This window comes from Bacillus cereus group sp. BfR-BA-01380 (assembly GCF_022663535.1).
GTDB classification, from domain to species: Bacteria; Bacillota; Bacilli; order Bacillales; family Bacillaceae_G; genus Bacillus_A; species Bacillus_A cereus_BB.
The window spans coordinates 174,635-196,101 of sequence record NZ_JAKUFS010000002.1; the positions used below are offsets into that span (position 1 = coordinate 174,635).

A 21,467-nucleotide genomic window follows, 5' to 3' on the forward strand; every position below is an offset into this window, starting at 1 on the left:
TTAAAGGAGGGAGACTATGCATCGCGGCAAAGGAATGAAGTTTGTCGGAGATTCGCGAGTACCTGCTGTTCGAAAACCGAATATTCCGAAAGATTACTCGGAATACCCAGGGAAAACAGAAGCGTTTTGGCCAAATTTTTTATTAAAAGAGTGGATGGTTGGTGCCGTCTTTTTAATTGGCTATCTTTGTTTGACAGTGGCGCATCCATCGCCACTAGAAAGAATTGCAGATCCTACAGACACGGGATATATACCACTTCCAGACTGGTATTTCTTATTTCTGTATCAATTGTTAAAGTATTCTTATGCGTCCGGCCCGTATACTGTCATTGGTGCATTTATTATGCCGGGCATCGCATTTGGCGCATTATTACTTGCTCCATTTCTTGACCGGGGGCCAGAACGCGGTCCGTTTAAACGCCCAGTTGCAACAGGATTTATGCTTTTAGCGTTGGCATCCATTGTGTTTCTAACGTGGGAATCTGTTGCCACGCATGACTGGGCAGCTGCGAAAAAGCAAGGTGCGATTGTAAAAACGGTACAAGTTGATAAAAATGATGACGGTTATAAACTTATGCAAAAAAATACATGTTTAACATGTCATGGTGACAACTTGCAAGGGGGAGCAGCTGCACCGGCATTGCAAAACTTAGCGTTAAAGCCAGAAGAAATTGCGAAAATTGCAAAAGATGGAAAAGGTGCAATGCCAAAAGGTGTTTTTAAAGGAACAGATGAAGAGTTGAAGAAACTGTCAGAATTTATTGGGAAATATAATAAAAAATAAAGTGAAACTTCCATTAGTGGGGGGTCTTACTGCATACGAATAGCAGGAGAGAGCTGGCTACAACTTTGTAGTCAGTTTTTCTATTTTGGTCAGGGAATTTGCTATAATAGAGTGAAACTCCAATTAACGTGGGGTTTCATCCTACATTGATGGAAAGCACGTTCAATCGGCTACATGCTAGCAATTATCTTTCACCTATCTTCTTCGCCCCTCTCTGAATCTTGAGATGGAGGGCTTATTGCCCACAAATAGCGAGATCAATTGTAGCCCAATGTATTGTGTGACAGTTCATGCATCATAGTGATGTTCATTTTTGGAAAGTTGAGGTATTTACATTTTGGCATTTATGTATTTGTTATTAAGACAACGTTCTTTTCTATGGCTTTTGCTCATTATTAATATTTTGGGGACGATTTACGGATACATTTGGTATAAAAGCCAATTGATAGAAACGCCAGCTATTTTTTGGCCGTTTGTTCCAGATAGTCCGACGGCAAGTTTGTTTTTTGTTTTTGTATTAATTGCGTTTATACAAAAGAAAAATTGGGGTCTAATGGAAGCGTTAGCAGTTGTGACATTGGTCAAATATGGGATTTGGGCAGTTGTAGTAAATGTATTCACTCTTATTGTAACCGGATATATTGGAATAGGAGGATATATACTCATTGTTTTTCATTTGGCAATGGCTGTACAAGGGCTCTTATACGCACCATTTTACCGAATGAAATATTGGCATTTTATTATTGCAGTTATATGGACATTGCATAATGATGTTGTGGATTATGTATGGGGACAAATGCCGAAATATAGTGTTATGTATATGTATGACCGGCAAATTGGCTATTTTACATTTTGGCTTAGTATCGTTGTTTTGGCTACTACATATTATTTTTGTTTAAGAGAGAAAAGGCTAACGTTTTCTTTATAAAGTGAAACTTCCAACAGTGGGGGTCTTACTGTCCGTTAAAGCGTGATAAATAAAAAATAGGGAATGGGGAAGATGGATGAATTCACATAGCGTATATTCAAAAATTTGGAATAGAGTCTTATTATGTTTTGTTCCTTTTTGTATCGCTTTTTGCATTTTTTCAATCGCAGTCATGTGTGTTGTATATGGGAAATGGATTTATTACATAGAGATTGACATGTTAAATATTCCTGAAATGACAAGTATGACAAAAGAAGTAATTATTCAAAATTATGATGCACTTATTACTTATTTTTCTCCTTTTTATAATAAACCATTACATTTTCCAACTTTAGATATGTCCGAGAAGGGAAGAATTCATTTTGTTGATGTGAAAAATATTTTTGTTGCCATTCAATATGCTATGTATATAAGTATTTGTATTTCTTTTACTGGGGGGCTTTATCTTATACGAAAACAAAAGGAAAAGTTTTTGTTGTATGCAGCGATTCTTACAATTGTATTTCCAATCGTACTCATACTTCCAATCGCAATCAATTTTGAAAAGAGTTTTGTATTTTTTCATAAGCTTCTTTTTCAAAATGATTATTGGTTGTTTGATCCAGAGACTGATCCTATTATTTGTATGTTACCAGAACAATTCTTTATGCATGCTGCCTGTATCATTTTATTACTTATTTTGCTTGGGAGTGCTTATTGTTATTTTCTATATCGTTTTTTTATGAAAAAGAGAGGATTGCATGTAGAAAGTCGTAACGCCTAATCGGAAAATGAACCTCTCACTTTCATTGGTATAGGTTCAAGGTCTATTCTTGTCCACTAGTTCATATATTGAATTAGAAGCTATAGGGGGGACAAGAATGAAAAAAGTATTAGCTGGAATCATAGCGTTTATGTTTATATTGTTTCCTATTCGGATATATGCAGCTACATGGAATGAACTAAATGGATTATTAGATGACTCGTTACAATTTGTAAAACAAGAAGAATATGACAAAGCGACGCAACTGTTAACATATTTTTCAAAGCAATTTTTAATGGTCGATCAAAAAAAGAAAATTGCACCGGAGCATATTCGCGTGATTTCTCTTGCTTATGATAAAGCACTGCAATCATTAGAAGAACAAGGAACTGATAAACAAATAAAAATAGATGATGTGCTCGCGCTTCGCCTCGTGTTAGATGCTGAAATATCAGAATATCAGCCGCTTTGGATGGAGCGGGAAGAAAATGTAATGAGTACATTTGGAAAAATTGAAAATGCCATGCAAAAGGAAGAACATGATCGTTTTCAACAAGCGTTAAATGTATTTTTGCATGAATTTGATATTATTTATCCAAGTTTAATGATTGCCTTACCAGAGGAACAGTTGCAACGTGTGAATTCTCATTTGTCGTATCTAGATGAATTTCGTTATATGATGATCCAAAATAAGAGCGGCCAAACACAAGTGAAAATTATAAAAGATGACTTGAAGAAAATTTTTCGTACAGCGAAAAAGGATGAGGTAGATTCTTCGCTTATATGGTTTATGACCGTAACAGGAGGTATTATTATTTTTACATTAACGTATGTCGGTTGGAGAAAATATAAAGGAGAAAGAGAGAAACAAAAAAGTACTTTGCATTCAAAAAATAGATAAGTTTGTTTTCAAGCGAAGTGAAATATAGAAGCGATGTTGTAAGGTTTCTTTGTTGACAATGGTAGGGGAAAAAAATAGAATGGTTATTACTATATAATAAAATTTCATGGGAGGTTCATGATGGGTTTTTACTTAATTTACTTTGCTATCATCATGATCATACCGATGTATGCACAGTCTAGAGTACGCAGCGCATATAGTAAATACTCACAAGTGTATTCAACTTCGGGTATGACAGGAGCGGAAGTGGCTCGTAGGATTTTAGATGAGAATGGTTTGTACAATGTAGCGGTAGAAGAAACGCCAGGGCATTTATCTGACCACTATGACCCAACAACGAAAACAGTTCGTTTATCGACTGACAACTATTATAGTCATTCTGTTGCTGGTACGGCGGTAGCTGCACATGAAGTGGGGCATGCGATTCAAGATGCAAAAGATTATAACTTTATGCGTTTCCGTCATTCGCTTGTTCCTGTTGCAAATTTTGGTTCCAACATGTCGTGGGTTTTTATTATGATTGGTATGTTTGCGCATATGACCAATTTGTTGTTATTAGGAATTATTCTAATAGCAGGCGGGGTATTATTCCAGCTTGTTACATTACCAGTTGAATTTGATGCATCAAAACGGGCGATGAAGCAAATTGAAGCGCTTGGTATTGTATCAACGGACGAATATGGTCAAGCTCGTAAAGTATTAAATGCAGCAGCTCTTACGTACGTCGCAGCAGCTGCCGTTGCAGTATTTGAACTGTTTCGTCTTGTATTAATTTATACAGGAATGCAACGTAATGATGATTAAAGGCTATCGATTTTGATAGCCTTTTTCCTTTGTATTTTTATTTTTAGGATTATATATATTAAAAAAACGATATAAAAACCTCCTTTCTTTTTAAGTGGTCCTAAGTGGCCAGCTACTAGACAAGGGTTTGTGCGTATTCAAAAAGAAGAGGCGGTTATTTTAGCGAGCGATGGTCTATCTGATCCATTTGATACGTTTGAAGAAACTGGAGATAATGAAAAATATAACGGATCCGGTTTAGAATTTTACATTGAATGTGACGATCCGATATTACGTGATGAATTAGAGGAAGTGAAAAGTCATTGGGCATTTCAATAAGGTGAAACTTCCATCAGTGGGTGCTTATTGTCCATGAATAGCATGATAAATGTATAACATGCAAGAGGTGATAAACATGAAATATCCAGAGCGATTAGAAAAGCAAGCAAGAGAGCGAATATCTCCCTATCCTGTTGAAGGCTTCGTATATGGACAAGGACCACAAAATCCAAAAATGATGCTTGTAGGAGAAGCACCGGGCGAAACAGAAATTCATAACGGGATACCTTTTAGCGGAAGAGCCGGTAAGCAACTTATGGATTTTCTAAAGCGGATTGGTGTAACAAGAGAAGAAGTATATATTACGAGTGCAGTGCGTAGTCGGCCGTACAAATGGGACGAGAAACGAGAACGGAACGGAGAAATCGTGAAGCGTAAATATAATCGTACGCCAAATCAGCAGGAAATACTTGCCCACGCTCCCATTTTAGATTACGAAATTGAGCATATTCAAGCACCTATTATTGTTACATTAGGAAACATTGCACTCAAACGATTAGTTGGTTCAAACAAAAAAGTATCAGAGATGCACGGTCAAATGTTTACTCAACCTGTTCAGCAACTAGCAAATTCTAATAGTACAACCTATACATGGACAGAGAAAACCTATACAATTTTCCCGACATTCCACCCCGCTTCAATCTTTTATAATCGTAGTTTATTGGATTTGATTCATGAGGATTTAGAGAAATTGAAGAAGTATGTATAGAATGAATTGTGACAGAGAAAAAGAACCTGTATTCTTACACGGGTTCTTTTTTCTAGCCCAAATAAGCTAGGCACGAGAGTTCACCCTAGGTAAGAATGAAGTTGCTTAGTAGCTGATATTCTTTGTTTTTTCTAGTTCGTTTTTAGAATTCATATATTTATCCCGCTATTTGTGGGCAGTAATACTCCCACCTCAAAATTCAGCGAAAGCATTGTCCAGTTCCAGTGGCTAGAATGTTCGGTGGCTTCGCTTCTTCCTACGAGGTAAAAAACACCTCTACGTCAGAAGCTCCATCCCCCTCACATTCTGGGCGAGCCACTTCCACATTTCTTTGTTGTCCAGCTCTAGCGGCTAGAATCTCCGGCCGTTTTGCCCCCTCGGACGAGGCAGAAAGCGCCTCTCCGCCCTGTGCGTGGGCGTCCTGCGATTCTGAGCGAGCCGCTTCCGCCTTTCTTAAGAAGTTAGGTGGGAGATAAACTGCCCGTAAAATCCCGATTGGTGAGGGCTGATAATCAGTGTGGGATGAAGAAAACCCCCACTGATTAAAGTTTCACTTTATACCGTCCTATGACAATTGAAATAATTATAATTGCAATAATTTTAAAATTTTTTCTTTAAGATATTCCCTCTTTTTAAGAATAAACTATATAATTAGAATAAACTATTTACTCGAGGGGTGGGGAATGAGAAAGTTTTAGATAAAACTTTCTCTGGTTTGTCTAATGAAGCATAGAAGAAACCAAATGATGTAGTAAAAATAAAAGATGATAATGAGCAAGTAGTAGCATTTAGGGAAACGCAAGGTGACGATCTTTTCGGAGGCGGTACCTCAGACCTTGCTACAGATATTGGTTATATTACTTTAGAAAAACCAGTTCATATGAAAGCTAGTCCAGATCCCCAAACAGCCTCCATGACTGGAGGAGAAAATAGTTATCTCAAAATCTTTATAAATCATTGGGAAAATGAAAGTGCTTACGATATAATAAAATGAGAAATTAAGGAAATATAGACTACGCTTAATGAGTGATAAACCCCTCACTTTATTATGATAAAAAGGTTTAGAAAGGGTAGGAGAAATGTTATATCAGACACAAGCAACGCAGCAAACACCAGCTTATATTATTTATTTACTCGATGTTAGTGCTTCAATGAATCAAATGATGGATGCAGGAGAGGGAGAAAAGCGTCGAATTGATATTGTGACAGATGCTCTTTCGTTAGCTATTCGTCAAATGGTATTTCGTTCCACAAAAGGGAGTCGATTGTTACCACGCTATCGATTATCTATTTTAGCTTATAGTGACCGTGTATATGATTTATTGGGCGGTGTGAAAACAATTGATGAGGTTGCTAGATTGCGGCCGTTAGAGAAGATACAAACGCAGCGGTTAACAGATACAGCGAAGGCATTTTCCGTTGTTGAAAAATTATTGCATGATGAATTGCCAAATCTTCAAGAAGGGCCAGCTCCGCTCGTTTGCCATATGACAGATGGAGCTTCCACCGGAGAAGATCCAGAACCGATTGTGCAGCGCATTATGAATTTATCGATTCCAGATGGAAATGTCCTTGTTGAAAATATTTTTATTTCGGATGAAATTTTGCAAGAGCCAATTCCAAATACGAAGAAGTGGTCAGGTATCATGCCTCATACAGAAATTCAAGATGAGTACGGCGTGAAGTTACAAAGACTCTCTTCACCAATTCCAGAAAGCTATCGTGAAATGATGGTTGAACATGGATACAAGATTGAAAAGGGAGCCCTTATGATGTTACCGGGGACCAATGCAGATTTAGTTTCCCTAGGCTTTCAAATGTCAGCGGCTACGCCTGTTCGTTAAGAAACGGGGGAATGAATGTGAAATCTGTATCACAAAATGAAGAAACGTCCCTACAATGGTGGGGAAATGACAAATTTAAATGCCGGTATGCATATTACCGAGCAAAAGAATCGCAAGAATTGGAGGAGAGCGGTCAAGACTTTCTTGGTTTTCAAATCATTGATTCTTCCTTCTTGTTTACTGTATGTGATGGTGTTGGAATGTCGTTTCACGGGGAATTAGCGTCATCTTTTTTAGGAGAAAGATTAATGGAGTGGTTAGTTTCCGTAGCTCATTTACATGAAACAGAGAATTTGGAAATATCATTGAAAGAGAAATTACAGGAATGGACAATTGCAGGAACAAAGATAGTCGATACGTATGAGTTGCCAGAGAACACGCCATGGCTTCTGCGAGATGTACTGAATGAAAAGCGAGCGCATGGAAGTGAATCAATGTTTATTTGTGGGAAGATTGATGTATTGCCAGGTCAAAATGAAGCTAGGCTATTCTTCATTACGCATGGAGATTCTTATATTCAATTTTTTGAAGATAAGGAATTATCAACATGCGGATTACAAGGTAAACGAAAAACCGGAAATAGATGGTCAACTCGTAAAGGAATGATAGGAGAGCCGTTGCAAATTGTTTGTAAAACGATAGCTATAGATGAGATAAATCGAATTATCGTTCATTCAGATGGATTGTCTCCACTCATTCAGTATGATGAAGCAGAAGTGGAAGAAGCGATTCAGCTCGCACAATGTTCTCCTGCAAGTGATGACATATCATTTCTTGATATTTCATGGTAAAACATTATGAAAAGGTGATAGGGTTTGGAAGAGATTATTGTAACGTATGTAACGCAATCAAATGAAGAGATGGATATTGCTATTCCGAATGATGTAAAAACAGTGCAAATTATAGAAGCGATTTTACATTATGAAAAGATTGATGTGAATCATAGTGAATTATATGAATTAAGAATAACAAGTGATAAAGAAGAATGGATTTCGATTCAACATAATGAAACATTACGGGATAACAATATATGGGATGGATTTTATATTACTTTACATAAAAAAGGAGCGCTGATTCCTTCTTTTGAAATGATTCCGCAAGAAGAGTCTAAACCCCAGCCAAAAGTGGAGACGCAGCCTGTTGCGAATGAAGAGACAGGATATGCTTGGAATTTAATTGAGTAAAAACAGTTGAAATAGGAAGGAGACATAAATTGTGCGAAAATCACCATATTTTCAACGTTCACCACGTGTAAAAGTTGATATTCCAACGGGAAAAGTTGTTATACATGACCCGCCTAGAATGCCAGAAGAACCTAAGTTTTCAATAGAAACTGTGCTATTGCCGGCAGGTATGACAATTTTGACTATGGTTCTGTATTTTGTCGTTATGAAAAGTACGCGAATGAATGCAAGCTATATGCCGTTAATGATGATATCAAGTATTCCGATGCTCGGGTCATATCTTTTTACGACGAGGGGTTTGTTCAGAAAAAAGAAAGAATATCGTCAAATGGCAGAACAACTGCAAACGAGTTACTTAGAACAAATTCAAAAACACCGTGTTGAATTAGACACATTAAAAGTAGAACAGGCAAAATATTTAATTACAAAAAATCCAAGTCCGCTGAAAAGTATACAGCGCATTGAAAAACGCGAAAGTAATTTATGGGAGCGAACACCAGAGAGTGATGACTTCTTGGATATTCGCATCGGGACCGGAAAAAGACCGTTTCTTGTTGACTTGAAAGTACCCGGGCAACAAGGATATGAGGAAAATCCTTTAGTGACAGAAGCGCAAAATGTAGAAAGAGATTTTAAATACATCTCTAATGGACATATTTCGATTTCTTTAAAAAAGCATGATGTTGTAGGGATAGTTGGAAATCGAGAAGATATTTTAAATTTTGTTCGTGTTGTGACGACACAGATTATGACGCACCATGCGCCAAATGAAGTGAAAATTGCATCTTTTTATCATGAAAAGGAAAAGAAACAATGGGATTGGATGCGATGGCTACCTCATGTTTGGGATGAACAAAATAGCATGCGCTTTTTGGCAGAAACAGAACAGGAGGCACAAAAATTAGCAGAGGCGTTATTTACACCATTAAATATGAGAAGAATTTATAATTCTTCATCGCAAGCTGATGCAAAAGTGCCGTTAGTTCCAATGTATCTTTTCTTTTTATCAGCACGTGAGTTTTTAGAAGATGATCCATTGCTTCCGATGTTATTAAGAGAAGGAGAAAATGTAGGAGCTTCGACATTCATATTTGCAGATCGAAAAGATCGCTTGCCGATGGAATGTGACATAGTTGTAAGTTTAAATGGAGAAAAAGGAGAAGTATTTGAAACATTTTCTAGCACTGCAGAGAATGCTGGAGACACATATTCTCATTTTCAAATAGATCGATTATCGTTTGAAAGATGTGAACAGGGTGCACGAAGCCTTGCACCAATTCGTTTAAAGAGTTCGGCTGCTGGGAATATTCCAAAGGTGTTGACATTTTTAGATTTATTCCAAGCAAAAACGATGGAAGAGTTACAAATTGTAGATCGTTGGCAACAAAATCGCTATCCAACGACTTTACCTGTTCCTATCGGCGTGCGAGAAGGAAGCAAACCAGTTGTGTTAAATATCCATGATAAAATTGAAAAAAAAGGACATGGACCGCATGGTTTAATGGCGGGAACAACTGGATCAGGAAAAAGTGAAGTTATTCAATCTATTATTGCCGCATTAGCAGTTACATATCATCCCCATGAAATGGCGTTTATGCTGATTGACTATAAAGGGGGCGGTATGTCAAATACATTTGCTGGATTGCCGCATGTTATTGCGACGATTACAAACTTGGAAGATCCAAATTTAATTGAGCGTGCACGTATTTCTTTAAAAGCAGAATTGGAAAGAAGACAAAAACTATTCATTCAATCGGGGAATGTTCAGCATATTGACGAATATTATGAGACAGCGTGGAGAGAGAAAGAGCCGTTGCCGCACTTATTTATTGTCATTGACGAATTTGCGCAAATGAAGAAAGAACAGCCAGAGTTTATGGATGAGCTCATTAGCGTTGCTGCAATTGGACGTACGCTCGGTGTTCACTTACTTCTTGCGACGCAAAAACCAACCGGTGTTGTAAATGATAAAATTTGGAGTAACTCTCGCTTCCGTATTTGCTTGCGTGTACAAGATGATGGAGATAGTCGAGAAATGATTAAAATTCCAAATGCCTCCAAAATTAACGTGCCGGGACGGGGCTATTTACAAGTAGGTAATAATGAAGTGCTTGAATTATTCCAGTCAGCGTGGAGCGGTGCACCGTATAATCCAGATGAGGAAAAAGCGATAGAGTATGTTGATTTTACGCAAGTAACATTAACGGGGCAAAGAATAAAATCTAAGAAACGACCGAAGCCATTAACGAATAGTCCGAAGCAATTACAAGCGTTTATCGAGTATGTAAAATCTATTGCAGAAAAAGAACATATCCAGCCGTTGCCAGGACCGTGGCTTGATCCGTTACCAGAAGCACTTTTACTAAATCACTTTTATTCTATTGAAAACTGGAATATACAGTCTTGGATGGGAACGAAAGAAAATTGGTTACGTCCAACATTAGGGTTAATTGATGATGTAGCAAAACAAGCTCAATATCCAGTTCAATTGGATTTACAGGAAGGGCATTTAAATATTTACGGTATGCCTGGAACAGGAAAGACTACGTTATTACAAACGATTATTATGTCTCTGGCGTTATCCCATTCACCAAAAGAAGTGAACTTTTATATTATTGATTTTGGCCGAATGTTTTTAGATTTCAAGAACTTACCGCATGTTGGCGGCATTGTCCAAGAAGGCGAAACAGAAAAAATGAAACGTTTGTTCAGTTTTCTGAAAAAAGAAGTAATGCATAGAAAAGATGTGTTTTCACAAATTGGTGCAAAATCATTTTCTATGTACAACCGCATTGCAGACGAAAAATTACCGGCTATTTTTGTGATGATTGACAGTTATATGCGTTTTCGTAGTGAAAATGAAAAAGAGAACGAAATTCTTGAGCAATTATTACGTGAAGCAAGTACATATGGTGTGTATTTCCACATTACGTTAAATCAAACAAGTGATATGTTTGACAGGTTCCGAAATAATATCCCACTAGCAATCTCATTTGAGCTGTTAGATCGGACGGAATATCATTATTTAGTAGGAAAACCGAATTTTCCATTAACAGATGTACCGCCGGGACGAGGATTAGTGAAAGGACAGCCGCCAGAGTTATTTCAAGCGGCACTTCCGTTTGTTGGAGAGAATGAATTAGAGTACTCTCAGCAGTTGCGGAAATTGATTCAAAAGATGAATGATTCATGGGATGGTGCAAATGCAAAACCGATCCCGATGGTTCCAAAACACTTGTATTTAGCAGATATATTGGAACAAACCGAACAACAAGAACTTTGCGTGGGATTAGAAACAGACGATATTATAGTACAAAGATTCTTATTAGAAGAAATAAACCACGTTCTCATTACAGGGCGAATTGAAGGCGGGAAAACATCGCTTCTGCAAACATTGTTGCTGTCAATGACGTATCAGAACGCTGCGGAAGAAGTAGAATTGTACATGGTTGACTTAAGTGGAAAACCAACAGGTATTCTTGCTATGGGAGAATTGCCGCATATTAAAAAGCGGGTGACAGATGGAAATCAGCTAAAAGAAATGTTAGAAGAACTTAGTGAAATCGTAAAAACAAGAGAACCTGTTCTGCCGTCTATTCATCCAAATGAGGAAACGAAATATCCATATCCACGTATTGTAATTGCAATTGATGATGTAGACCAAGTGTTAGCATTATTATCTGCTGATTATGGTGCAAAGGAACAAATAGACAAAATCGTTCAAGAAGGACGAAATAAAGGTGTTCATTTCTTTATAGCAGGTACAACATCCAACTTGAATAGCTATAACCATGAAAAATGGTTTGCGGAAATTAAGAAAAGAGGTCTCTCTTACTTACTAGGAACAACTGAAAATAATGATCTATATTTCTTTAATATTCGTTTGCCACATCCAGAAACGGATAAAGAATTACCTGCCGGAGAAGGATATTGCATTCGCAGAAAGCCGATTAAAATGAAAGCTGCGTATACACCATTGCATGAATTGCAAGAAATGATAACGAGAGTAGCTTCAAAATGGAGTAAAATCCAGCAATGATATAGAAATACGAATTAAAAAACCGACATAAAAACCCTCTTTCTTTTTAAGCGGGCGAGAGCATCTGGCCATGCATAGAAGCGGTCAGTGCCTACTTCTGCCACATGCAAGGTTTAAAACAAAAGGAGAAAACAAGTAGGGGTCAGGTTGTGTAAAATAAAAGTTTGTTATTCTTTACTAAGAGACGGGATGATATTGTAATACCCGTCTCCAATGATATCTATAAAACTAGTTGTTTTCGCTCTTTAAATTTTTGGTATGTTATAGATAAGTAAATATATGTTATTATATAACGGAATATGGTAAAAGGGGAAAGGCGGGAGGAACTTTGACTACAATTGTTGTCAGACCAGAACAGTTAATAGACTTAAGTAAATCATTTATTCAATATGCTGAAGAAGTGCAAAGATTAGAGCACCAACTAGAAAGAAACTATCAATCAATTCCATGGAGTATAAAAGCAAAATCATTCGTTGACCAGCAATGGTATGAAGCAAAAAGACAAATGGGCGAATCGATGCACCATGCGCATAACTTAGCGCGTTCTCTTGAACGAGCAGCTGAAAAATTTGCGAGAGCAGATGAGCAAGAATTAGCAGGAACAGTTCCAACTGGAGCAAACCAGAAAGCAGCGAAAAAAGAGGAACAAGGATTTTGGGACAAAATGATGGGGGGCGCAAAGAAGTTCGTTGATGATGCGACAGATAAAGTAAAAGAACTTGCAGGTGAAGTAGGAGATGCAGCAAACAAAGCTGTTGACTATGTGAAAGACCCAGACGGCTTACTATCATTCGTATCTACCTGGGGTGGAAAAATCTCAGCAATAACAGGAACATTAGCTCTTTTAACAGTATGGTGTCCGCCACTTGCGGGGGCGTTAGGTGCAGTTTCTACAGTAACAGGTGGAGCAGGATTATTGGCTGATGCCAAACTCTACGCCATGGGGAAAAAAGATTTAACAGCTGTGGCATTAGATGCGGTAGGTACCCTTCCGGGAGTAGGTGGAGTCGTAAAGGGACTAAAAGGAATAAAAGAGCTAAAGCCATTATTTACCAGCCTGAAAGGAGAAGGATCGCTGTCACATTGGATCAACCGAGATGTATGCGATGGCGAAGCGGAACAAATGGCAAAAAGTATTTTCAATGGAACATTCACTAGTGCAGCAGGATGGCAAGGTGTTTATCGGAACGGTACACCAGAATAAGACAATGTACAAGGCGGAGATTGTATGAAAAAAAAGAGAAGTTATTCTACAGAAAAGGCTGTCGTAGAGTACGGAGGCCTATCCATTTGGATGCGTTTTATGATAATAGGTTTATTTCTGAATGTTCTAATAGTAGTTATGCTTGGCCAGTTTAACGTGTTTAGTGATATAGTCAATACATTTGTGGAATTTTTATATCTAATTATTGTATTCTTCATAATTTTTCATTTAGTACGCTACTTACGCTGCTATTTCAGACAAGAATAAGTAAGAGGAGATTGAAAGATGTTAAAGTACATAAGAGAAGATTTTATTATGACAAAACAAATGCGGCAAGATATTCAAAACTATCTCCCGGAAAAAGCAAGGGACAATTTTATGAAGATATACAAGCTGGTAGTATGTGTATGGATTGTATTTGCAATTACGTGTATTGTAAATAGACTGATTGGGAAAGACCATCCGTTTAATGATACTTTGTATACAATCAATGTGGTAATTGCCAGCATTGGGGCAGTTTGTATTCTGTTTTATACGATTCGTTATTTTTACTATGTGCGAAGAGGACAGTAGGCGTTACTTTTCTTGGGTTTCTACTAGAGTAAATCGTTTAGATTTTTGATGAAACATAATGATAAGAAAGAGGGAACGGTGTGATGGAATTTGAATCTTGGTATCGGTATACATTAGAGAATAAACATATTTCAATTGCGCTTCCAGACACGTGGACACTCATGGAAACAGATCCTGAGCATGTAGAAGAATTTACTTCTTTATTTTTAGAGCAACAAGCTGAAATCTTTCCATTTGTTAGTGAAAATCGTGAGCCTGTTCAATTACAATTAGCGTATATTTTACAAAACTTAGAGGCGATGAAAGTAGACTTATTTGCACTACAAGTTCTTGGGGATGAAGAGAATAAAGTGCATTTTTCGGATGTTACAATTTCTACATTTCCGTATCAGAAAGCGTATTCTTCGATTCATCATATAGAAGAATTGTTAAAAAAGGAAGAATCAGATGTTTATAAATTGCATTCGATTGAAGAATTACCATTTTCCATTGGCAATGTCGTACATGTACGGAGTTTTACTGGGGTAGAATATGCCGATGAACAGTTAACTTTATGTACAAATCAATTTTTGATTCCAATGCTAGAAAAACAGCAAGTTTACAGTATTACATTTTCTACACTACATATAGATGACGCGATAGCGCTTGAGCCTTCATTTTTCCAAATTGTAAATTCGTTTCAATTGGTGTAATGATAATAGGCTACTGATTGTTTTACAGAAAAAGAGTATTCCTATGTGCTTAAGAAGGGGATGCTCTTTTTCTATGAAAGAAACTATCAATCCATTCCATGGAGTGTAAAAGCAAAATCATTTGTTGACCAAGAATGGTATGAAGCAAAAAGACAAATGAACGAATCGATGCACCATGCGCATAACTTAGCGCGCTCCCTTGAACGGGCAGCTGAAAAAGTTGCGAGAGCAGATGAGCAAGAATTAGCAGGAACAGTTCCAACTGGAGCAAACCAGAAAGAAGCAAAAAAAGAGGAACAAGGATTTTGGGACAAAATGATGGGGGGCGCAAAGAAGTTCGTTGATGATGCGACAGATAAAGTAAAAGAACTTGTAGATGAAGCAGGAGATGCAGCAAACAAAGCTGTTGACTATGTGAAAGACCCAGACGGCTTACTATCATTCGTATCTACCTGGGGTGGGAGAATCTCAGCAGTAACAGGAACATTAGCTCTTTTAACAGTATGGTGTCCGCCGGTTGCGGGAGTATTGGGTGCGTTTTCTACAGTAACAGGACTGGCAGGGTTGGCTGCTGATATGACACTCTACACCATGGGGAAAAAAGATTTAACAACTGTGGGATTAGATGCGCTAGGTGCCCTTCCAGGAGTAGGTGGAGTCGTAAGCGGAATGAAAGGAATAAAAGGGATAAAGCCATTATTTACCAGCCTAAAAGGAGAAGGATCGCTGTCACATTGGATCAACCGAAATGTAAGCGATGGCGAAGCGGAACAAATGGCAAAAAGTATTTTCAATGGAACATTCACTAGTGCAGCAGGATGGCAGGGTGTTTATCGGGACGGTACACCAAAATAAGACAATGTATAAGGCGGAGATTGTATGAAAAAAAAGAGAAGTTATTCTACAGAAAAGGCTGTTGCAGAGTACGGGGACCTATCCATTTGGGTACGCTTTGGAGTATTAAGTATATTTATGAACGGTCTAATAGTAGTTATGTTTGGTCAGTTTAATGTGTTTGGTTATGTAGTCAACACATTTGTGGGATTTTTATTTCTAATCAGTGCATTCTTCATATTTTTTCATTTAGTACGCTACTTACGCTGCTATTTTAGACAAGAATAAGTAAGAGGAGATTGAAAGATGTTAAAGTACATAAAAGAAGATTTTATTATGACAAAACAAATGCGGCAAGATATCAAAACATATCTCCCGGAAAAAGCAAGGGACACTTTTATGAAGATATATAAGCTGGCGGTATGTGTATGGATTGTATTTGCAATTACGTGTATTGTAAATAGACTCATTGGGAAAGACCATCCGTTTAATGATACTTTGTATACAATCAATGTGGTGATTGCCAGCATTGGGGCAGTTTGTATTCTGTTTTATACCATTCGTTATTTTTATTATGTGCGAAGAGGGCAGTAGGCGTTACTTTTTTCGGGTTTCTACTAGAGTAAATAGTTTAGATTTTCGATGAAATATAATTATAAGAAAGAGGGAACGATGTGATGGAATTTGAATCTTGGTATCGGTATACATTAGAGAATAAACATATTTCAATGGAACATTCACTAGTGCAGTAGGGTGGTACGGTGCTACACGATAAATTACACCAAAATAAGATAAATATGCAAGGCGGAGATTGTATGAAAAAAAAGAGAAGTTATTCTACAGAAAAGGCAATTGCAGAGTACGGAGGCCTATACATTTGGGCGCGTTTTATGATGATAGCTATATTTACAGATGGTTTATTAGTAATTCTATTTGATTCACAGAATAAGCTTTGGGTTGTAACGATTTTATTTTGTGTAGTTTTATTTATAATTAGTGTATTCTATATGATTTTTCATTATGTACGCTACTTACGCTACTATTTCAGACAAGAATAAAAAAGGGGAGAATGCGGGAATAGGAGGAACAAAAGTACAAATGTCCATTTCACATTGGGTCAATCGAAGTACGAGCAATGGTGAAGCGATGTAAATGCCAAAAGATATTTTAATAGGAAAAGCAACTAGTGCAGTAGAATGGTATGGTGCTATACGGCAAAGTACACCAACATAAGATAAATATACAAGGCGGAGATTGTATGAAAAAAGAGAGAAGTTATTCTACAGAAAAAGCTATTGCAGAGTACGGGAGTCTATACATTTGGATGCGTTTTATGATGATAGCTGTATTTACAGATGTTTTATTAGTAATTCTATTTGATTCACAGAATAAGCTTTGGGTTGTAACGATTTTATTTTGTGTAGCTTTATTTATAATTAGTGCATTCTACATGATTTTTCATTATGTACGCTACTTACGCTGCTATTTCAGACAAGAATAAGTAAGGGGAGATTAAAAGATGTTAAAGTACCTAAAAGAAGATTTTATTATGACAAAACAAATGCGGCAAGATATCAAAACATATCTCCCGGAAAAAGAAAGGGACAATTTTATGAAAATATACAAGCTGGTAGTATGTGTATGGATTGTATTTGCAATTACGTGTATTGTAAATAGACTCATTGGGAAAGACCATCCGTTTAATGATACTTTGTATACAATCAATGTGGTGATTGCCAGCATTGGGGCAGTTTGTATTCTTTTTTATACCATTCGTTATTTTTATTATGTGCGAAGAGGGCAGTAAGCGTTACTTTTTTCGGGTTTCTACTAGAGTAAATAGTTTAGATTTTCGATGAAACATAGCGAGAACTATTTTATAAAAATCATATATGAAAAAGGAATTTGGATGATTTTGTCGAATTTATTTATAAAAACAACACTTTCACATTCAAAGCAACATTTATTGTATATACGTTCTTTAATGCCTCATTAAAATAAATTCTTTACACAATTGGAGTGAGATTATTGTTACTATATTTAGCAATTAGACCTATGACTACATATATGATTTTTATAATATTTGTTTATATAGTTAATTCTATGGTTATTTTAAATTTCTTATTTAAACATAAAGATAAATTAAGCATTAAACATAAGTTAGGTTTAGTGTGCGTTTTATGTGTAACCTTAATAGTTCTTATATGTTATTATTTAGGCATAATATAACTTGTTTTATATGGGAAAGTCGATCTATCGCAATTCATGTGTTAAAATAACAAATTAGAAAATAAATCTAATTATGGTTTGCGTAAAAAAAGTTTCCCTTCATGATATTAATTTTGTCAAATGTAAATTGACCAGTATATATAAAGTGGATAAAATATAGTAAAAAAATTTTTATGTACGCAATACAATTTAAATAACTGGAATTTTTTAGAAAAGGACAAACCTTTGTAATGTAATACTTTTTACATCAGAGGTTTGTCCTTTTTTGTGCCTAACATTCGAGATAATGTAAGACTTTGGTTTTGTATAAATCAAAAATTAGGAGGACCTTATGAAATTTAATATTTTCCTACAAAGAGCTACTGCTGTGTGGTGTATTTAGTGCAGGTAGAGTGTATCATTAATCAGAAGAAGAGAGTTAGAAATTCAAAACTTTAATAGAAAATGTAGTGATAATTTCATGCCCCATCTCTAAATGGTAACAGCAAAAAATGTCGTCGTTTCTTCGTGTTTTTTCTCTACAATTCGGAAATGAATAAATTTTTTGTCATTTTTACGAAGAAAATCTTCCAAAAATAAGGTGAAATAGTTTATAATGGAATTGTTCAACTTATTTGAAAAATAGAGAGGGGATATGAGTAATGGCAGAAATTAAAGTTACTCCCGAACAACTTGACCAAATCGCAGGTAATTTTACTAATGCGGCAGGAGAGGCACAACAGCAAATTAATAGACTAGAAGGGGATATTAATAGTCTAGAAGGCCAATGGGCTGGTACAACGCAAGCAAAATTTAGAGATGAATTTACTCAATCTAAGCAAGCGATGCAACAATATATTCCTATTTTAGAAAATATTTCAACAGAGTTAAAACGCATTGCTGAAAAATTCCGTTCAGTTGATAATACATATTAATACGGAACAATTACAAAAGACCAGGAGTTGTTCCTGGTCTTTTTTTAAATAATTCGTGATATGAGAGTAAGGGGATAAAATGGGATTTCGACCAGAAGTAGCCGAGAAAATTATATTAAATAAAGCTGAGTATGCTTTTACAAGACATCCAGCGGTGTTTGGGCTTGATATGCCTTACGGACAAGAAGGTAGGCAAGGGATTGTTTATCAATTAAAGAATGAAAATAATAGTGAACGGATCGCTTTAAAAGTTTTTAAAGAACGGTATCGAGAAGAAAAGCATCAACTGCAATTTTTACAGCCGCTTTCAAGTATATTAGGTTTTAAAGTTTCTTCACGTTATATTGTTACGAAAGAGGAGCATCCAGGTGCGATTGAAAAATCAGAAGAACTTGTAAACAGCATTGTTATGCCATGGATTGAAGGGCCGACATGGGCAGATATTTTACAAGAACAAAAGTCTTTATCTAAACAACAATGTTTTGTTATTGCAGAAGCATTTGTAACGACATTAAAAACGATGGAAGAGCAACAAATTGCTCATAATGACTTGTCGTCTAGTAATATTTTAATTCCGTATTTAAGCGAGAATCAAATTGTTGGACAGCACACGATAGAATTAGTTGATATTGAACAAATGTATAGTCCAAAGAGTAAAAAACCATCTCTATTACCTGCGGGTTCAGCTGGATATGCTCCAACGTTTTTAAAGGGCGGGATATGGCAACCAGAAGCAGATCGCTTTGCGGGAGCTATTTTGTTAGCAGAAATTTTAAGTTGGTATGATCCAAAAGTTCGAGAGCAAAAATGGACCGATGCTAGTTATTTCAAAACAGAGGAAATACAAACAGCGTGCGAACGATATCGCACTTTGCAACATTCTTTGCAGAGCAACTGGACAGAAAAAGTTGTGGACTTACTGGAGCGAACTTGGAATAGTAATACATTTATGGAATGTCCGAGTTTTGCTGAGTGGTATGAAGCATTCGAAGGCATAAGAGACATCATCAAAATCGATGAGGAAAAAAATAAAGAGATATCGAATACTTTTTTCGTATCGAAATGTTTGGAAATTGCGAGATTGTTAGAGGAAAAAGGATATAAGCAAGCTGCCTTATATGAATATAAGGAAATTCTTAATTCGCCACATACATCAAATGCTTTAAAACAAGAACTAGCAGTCATTATAAAAACGATTGAGACAGCACAATTACATATTGATGAAAAAGCGGTGCTGCAATGTTATTTGGAATTAGCTACTGAACTGGAGAGAGAAAATAATACAAGTTTTGCTTGTTTCGTTTACAAACGAATCATACAATTTCCAAACGTTGATCAAGCTTTGAAAAGTGAACTGGAAAGCATTATTCAAGAGCTTGAAGAACAACAACAAGAAAGTGGCTCTAGTCAAGAAGTAGCTGCTTCCATTTCCGCAATTCCAAACAATGTACTAAATAACCGAAAGCAAAAAACAAAACAAGTTGAGTACGATATCGATGATGAGATTTTAAATGCAAAGGCTTCTAATCAACCGTTAACATTGGCGACACACGAACAGGAAGAGCCGTCAGCGTTTGCGAAATGGTGGAAAGAGAATAAAAAACGAGTCCTTATTATCGGATCTACTATATTCGTTTTAGGTGCTGGAACCATTTCTTATTATTTTTATAAAACAAACGCAACATATCAAAGTTTTATGATAGAAGGACGCAAGGCTTATGATGCGCATAAGTATCAAATTGCAAAGGAAAATGTAGAAAAGGCAATTGAAGTAAAAGGGAAAGAAGAAGCGTATTTACAACTTGCGAAGATTTACATTGCCGAAGGGAAAAATAAGATTGCTATTGATTATCTTACCAAGTTAATAAAAGAGCGTGAAATTGACGATAGAAACAAAGAGGCTATGTATGTATTGGCATCTGCAAACTTCAATATAGGAAACTACAAAGAAGCTGTTCCAAATTATGAAAAGGCGCTTAGCGAAGATGGAAAAGGCTTAGGTGGATATAAGAAAGATGCTATGCGTGACTTAGCGGTAAGTCATATGAAAATGAAAGAGTTTGAAAAAGCGGAAGATGTCATCTTAAAGATGGAAACAAATACGCAGCAAGATAAAGGAACTATTGCATATTTAAAAGGACAATTAGCAACGGTAACAGTACAGTTAGACAAAGCAGAAAACTTTTTCAAACAAGCGATTCAGTTAGATTCTCACAATGCAACATATGTGATCGAACTGTCTAATTTATATGTACTATGGAATAAGACAAATTTAATCGACAGTTCTAAAAAAGAACAAAACTATCAGGCAGCTGCTCTCTACTTGCAAAAAGCAATTGAACAAGATAAACAAAATGTACAACTGCTAAATCAATTAGGAACAGTATATTATGAATGTGGCCAATTTTATGAAACGCGTGATGGGGGAAAAAGTACAGAGGCATATAAGCAATCTTTAAATGCGTATGGTCAACTTTTAAATCTCGGTATGCGAGATACAAATGCACTTGTTAACATGGGGGTTTTATATGATAAAGCAGGGCAAGCAAACGAAGCTGATCGTTTCTTTGCAGAAGCGTTGACGAAAAACGATGAAGATCCGCACGTTAACTTTGTATATGGTATGTTCAAAATTAAGCAAAAAAAATATGAGGAAGCAAGCCGTTTCTTAAAGAAAACTGTACAAGCGAATGAAAATAAAGAAGAAGCTCAAATAGCACAGCAAAAGCTTGCAGAATTAAAAACAAACGGTTGGATTCAATAAATAG

Annotated in this window: 22 protein-coding genes; all 22 read left to right on the forward strand. The window is 36.4% G+C overall.

All coding sequences use genetic code 11. The features are described from left to right. Positions 1 to 16: 16 nt before the first annotated feature. The 22 genes from MR076_RS02695 (at position 17) to MR076_RS02800 (ending at position 21,463) form a co-directional block, all read left to right on the forward strand. On the forward strand, positions 17 to 784 hold the full coding sequence (locus MR076_RS02695; RefSeq protein ID WP_242217323.1) for a menaquinol-cytochrome c reductase cytochrome b/c subunit: 768 nt from the start codon (positions 17 to 19) through the stop codon (positions 782 to 784). 346 nt (positions 785 to 1,130) lie between these two features. Beyond that, the gene (lhaT, locus tag MR076_RS02700) at positions 1,131 to 1,712 is read left to right on the forward strand and encodes a lipoprotein heptaprenylglyceryl N-acetyltransferase LhaT (protein WP_396021644.1); all 582 of its coding nucleotides are present in this window, start codon (positions 1,131 to 1,133) and stop codon (positions 1,710 to 1,712) included. Between the two features lie 76 nt (positions 1,713 to 1,788). Further along, the gene (lit, locus tag MR076_RS02705) at positions 1,789 to 2,475 is read left to right on the forward strand and encodes a lipoprotein intramolecular transacylase Lit (protein WP_242217327.1); all 687 of its coding nucleotides are present in this window, start codon (positions 1,789 to 1,791) and stop codon (positions 2,473 to 2,475) included. 97 nt (positions 2,476 to 2,572) lie between these two features. Then, on the forward strand, positions 2,573 to 3,355 hold the full coding sequence (ypjB, locus tag MR076_RS02710; protein WP_242217329.1) for a sporulation protein YpjB: 783 nt from the start codon (positions 2,573 to 2,575) through the stop codon (positions 3,353 to 3,355). A 120-nt stretch (positions 3,356 to 3,475) separates the two neighbouring features. Continuing rightward, entirely contained in the window at positions 3,476 to 4,159 is a 684-nt protein-coding gene (locus MR076_RS02715) for a zinc metallopeptidase (protein WP_242217331.1), read from the forward strand. A 129-nt stretch (positions 4,160 to 4,288) separates the two neighbouring features. Then, a complete protein-coding gene (locus tag MR076_RS02720) occupies positions 4,289 to 4,477 on the forward strand; it encodes a hypothetical protein (RefSeq protein WP_242217333.1) in 189 nt (62 codons plus the stop codon). A gap of 76 nt (positions 4,478 to 4,553) precedes the next feature. After that, positions 4,554 to 5,186, forward strand: coding sequence for a uracil-DNA glycosylase (locus MR076_RS02725; RefSeq protein ID WP_277928321.1), 633 nt, complete (start codon positions 4,554 to 4,556; stop codon positions 5,184 to 5,186). A gap of 1,079 nt (positions 5,187 to 6,265) precedes the next feature. After that, a complete protein-coding gene (locus MR076_RS02730) occupies positions 6,266 to 7,030 on the forward strand; it encodes a vWA domain-containing protein (protein ID WP_242217335.1) in 765 nt (254 codons plus the stop codon). A gap of 17 nt (positions 7,031 to 7,047) precedes the next feature. Continuing rightward, positions 7,048 to 7,821 (forward strand): hypothetical protein, encoded by a 774-nt coding sequence (locus MR076_RS02735; RefSeq protein WP_396021638.1) that lies wholly within the window; start codon positions 7,048 to 7,050, stop codon positions 7,819 to 7,821. 24 nt (positions 7,822 to 7,845) lie between these two features. Beyond that, entirely contained in the window at positions 7,846 to 8,214 is a 369-nt protein-coding gene (locus MR076_RS02740; RefSeq protein ID WP_242217339.1) for a hypothetical protein, read from the forward strand. A gap of 31 nt (positions 8,215 to 8,245) precedes the next feature. Next, the gene (essC, locus tag MR076_RS02745) at positions 8,246 to 12,253 is read left to right on the forward strand and encodes a type VII secretion protein EssC (protein WP_242217341.1); all 4,008 of its coding nucleotides are present in this window, start codon (positions 8,246 to 8,248) and stop codon (positions 12,251 to 12,253) included. Positions 12,254 to 12,581: 328 nt separating this feature from the next. Next, a complete protein-coding gene (locus MR076_RS02750) occupies positions 12,582 to 13,457 on the forward strand; it encodes a WXG100 family type VII secretion target (protein WP_242217343.1) in 876 nt (291 codons plus the stop codon). 285 nt (positions 13,458 to 13,742) lie between these two features. Next, positions 13,743 to 14,030 (forward strand): hypothetical protein, encoded by a 288-nt coding sequence (locus MR076_RS02755; RefSeq protein ID WP_242217345.1) that lies wholly within the window; start codon positions 13,743 to 13,745, stop codon positions 14,028 to 14,030. Positions 14,031 to 14,110: 80 nt separating this feature from the next. After that, complete coding sequence (locus MR076_RS02760; protein WP_242217347.1) at positions 14,111 to 14,722, forward strand: hypothetical protein; 612 nt, start codon at positions 14,111 to 14,113, stop codon at positions 14,720 to 14,722. Positions 14,723 to 14,767: 45 nt separating this feature from the next. Next, positions 14,768 to 15,577, forward strand: a complete 810-nt coding sequence (locus tag MR076_RS02765; protein ID WP_242217351.1) for a hypothetical protein — start codon at positions 14,768 to 14,770, stop codon at positions 15,575 to 15,577. 24 nt (positions 15,578 to 15,601) lie between these two features. Next, positions 15,602 to 15,844 (forward strand): hypothetical protein, encoded by a 243-nt coding sequence (locus MR076_RS02770; RefSeq protein WP_242217353.1) that lies wholly within the window; start codon positions 15,602 to 15,604, stop codon positions 15,842 to 15,844. Between the two features lie 18 nt (positions 15,845 to 15,862). Continuing rightward, a complete protein-coding gene (locus tag MR076_RS02775) occupies positions 15,863 to 16,150 on the forward strand; it encodes a hypothetical protein (RefSeq protein ID WP_242217355.1) in 288 nt (95 codons plus the stop codon). Positions 16,151 to 16,371: 221 nt separating this feature from the next. Then, positions 16,372 to 16,614 carry a hypothetical protein gene (locus MR076_RS02780; RefSeq protein WP_242217357.1) on the forward strand — a complete coding sequence of 81 codons (243 nt, stop codon included), beginning with the start codon at positions 16,372 to 16,374 and terminating at the stop codon, positions 16,612 to 16,614. A gap of 200 nt (positions 16,615 to 16,814) precedes the next feature. Then, positions 16,815 to 17,057 carry a hypothetical protein gene (locus MR076_RS02785; RefSeq protein WP_242217359.1) on the forward strand — a complete coding sequence of 81 codons (243 nt, stop codon included), beginning with the start codon at positions 16,815 to 16,817 and terminating at the stop codon, positions 17,055 to 17,057. Positions 17,058 to 17,075: 18 nt separating this feature from the next. After that, positions 17,076 to 17,363 carry a hypothetical protein gene (locus MR076_RS02790; protein WP_242217361.1) on the forward strand — a complete coding sequence of 96 codons (288 nt, stop codon included), beginning with the start codon at positions 17,076 to 17,078 and terminating at the stop codon, positions 17,361 to 17,363. Positions 17,364 to 18,426: 1,063 nt separating this feature from the next. Beyond that, positions 18,427 to 18,699, forward strand: a complete 273-nt coding sequence (locus MR076_RS02795; protein ID WP_242217363.1) for a WXG100 family type VII secretion target — start codon at positions 18,427 to 18,429, stop codon at positions 18,697 to 18,699. A gap of 79 nt (positions 18,700 to 18,778) precedes the next feature. Then, the gene (locus MR076_RS02800) at positions 18,779 to 21,463 is read left to right on the forward strand and encodes a tetratricopeptide repeat protein (protein ID WP_242217365.1); all 2,685 of its coding nucleotides are present in this window, start codon (positions 18,779 to 18,781) and stop codon (positions 21,461 to 21,463) included. Positions 21,464 to 21,467: the final 4 nt, after the last annotated feature.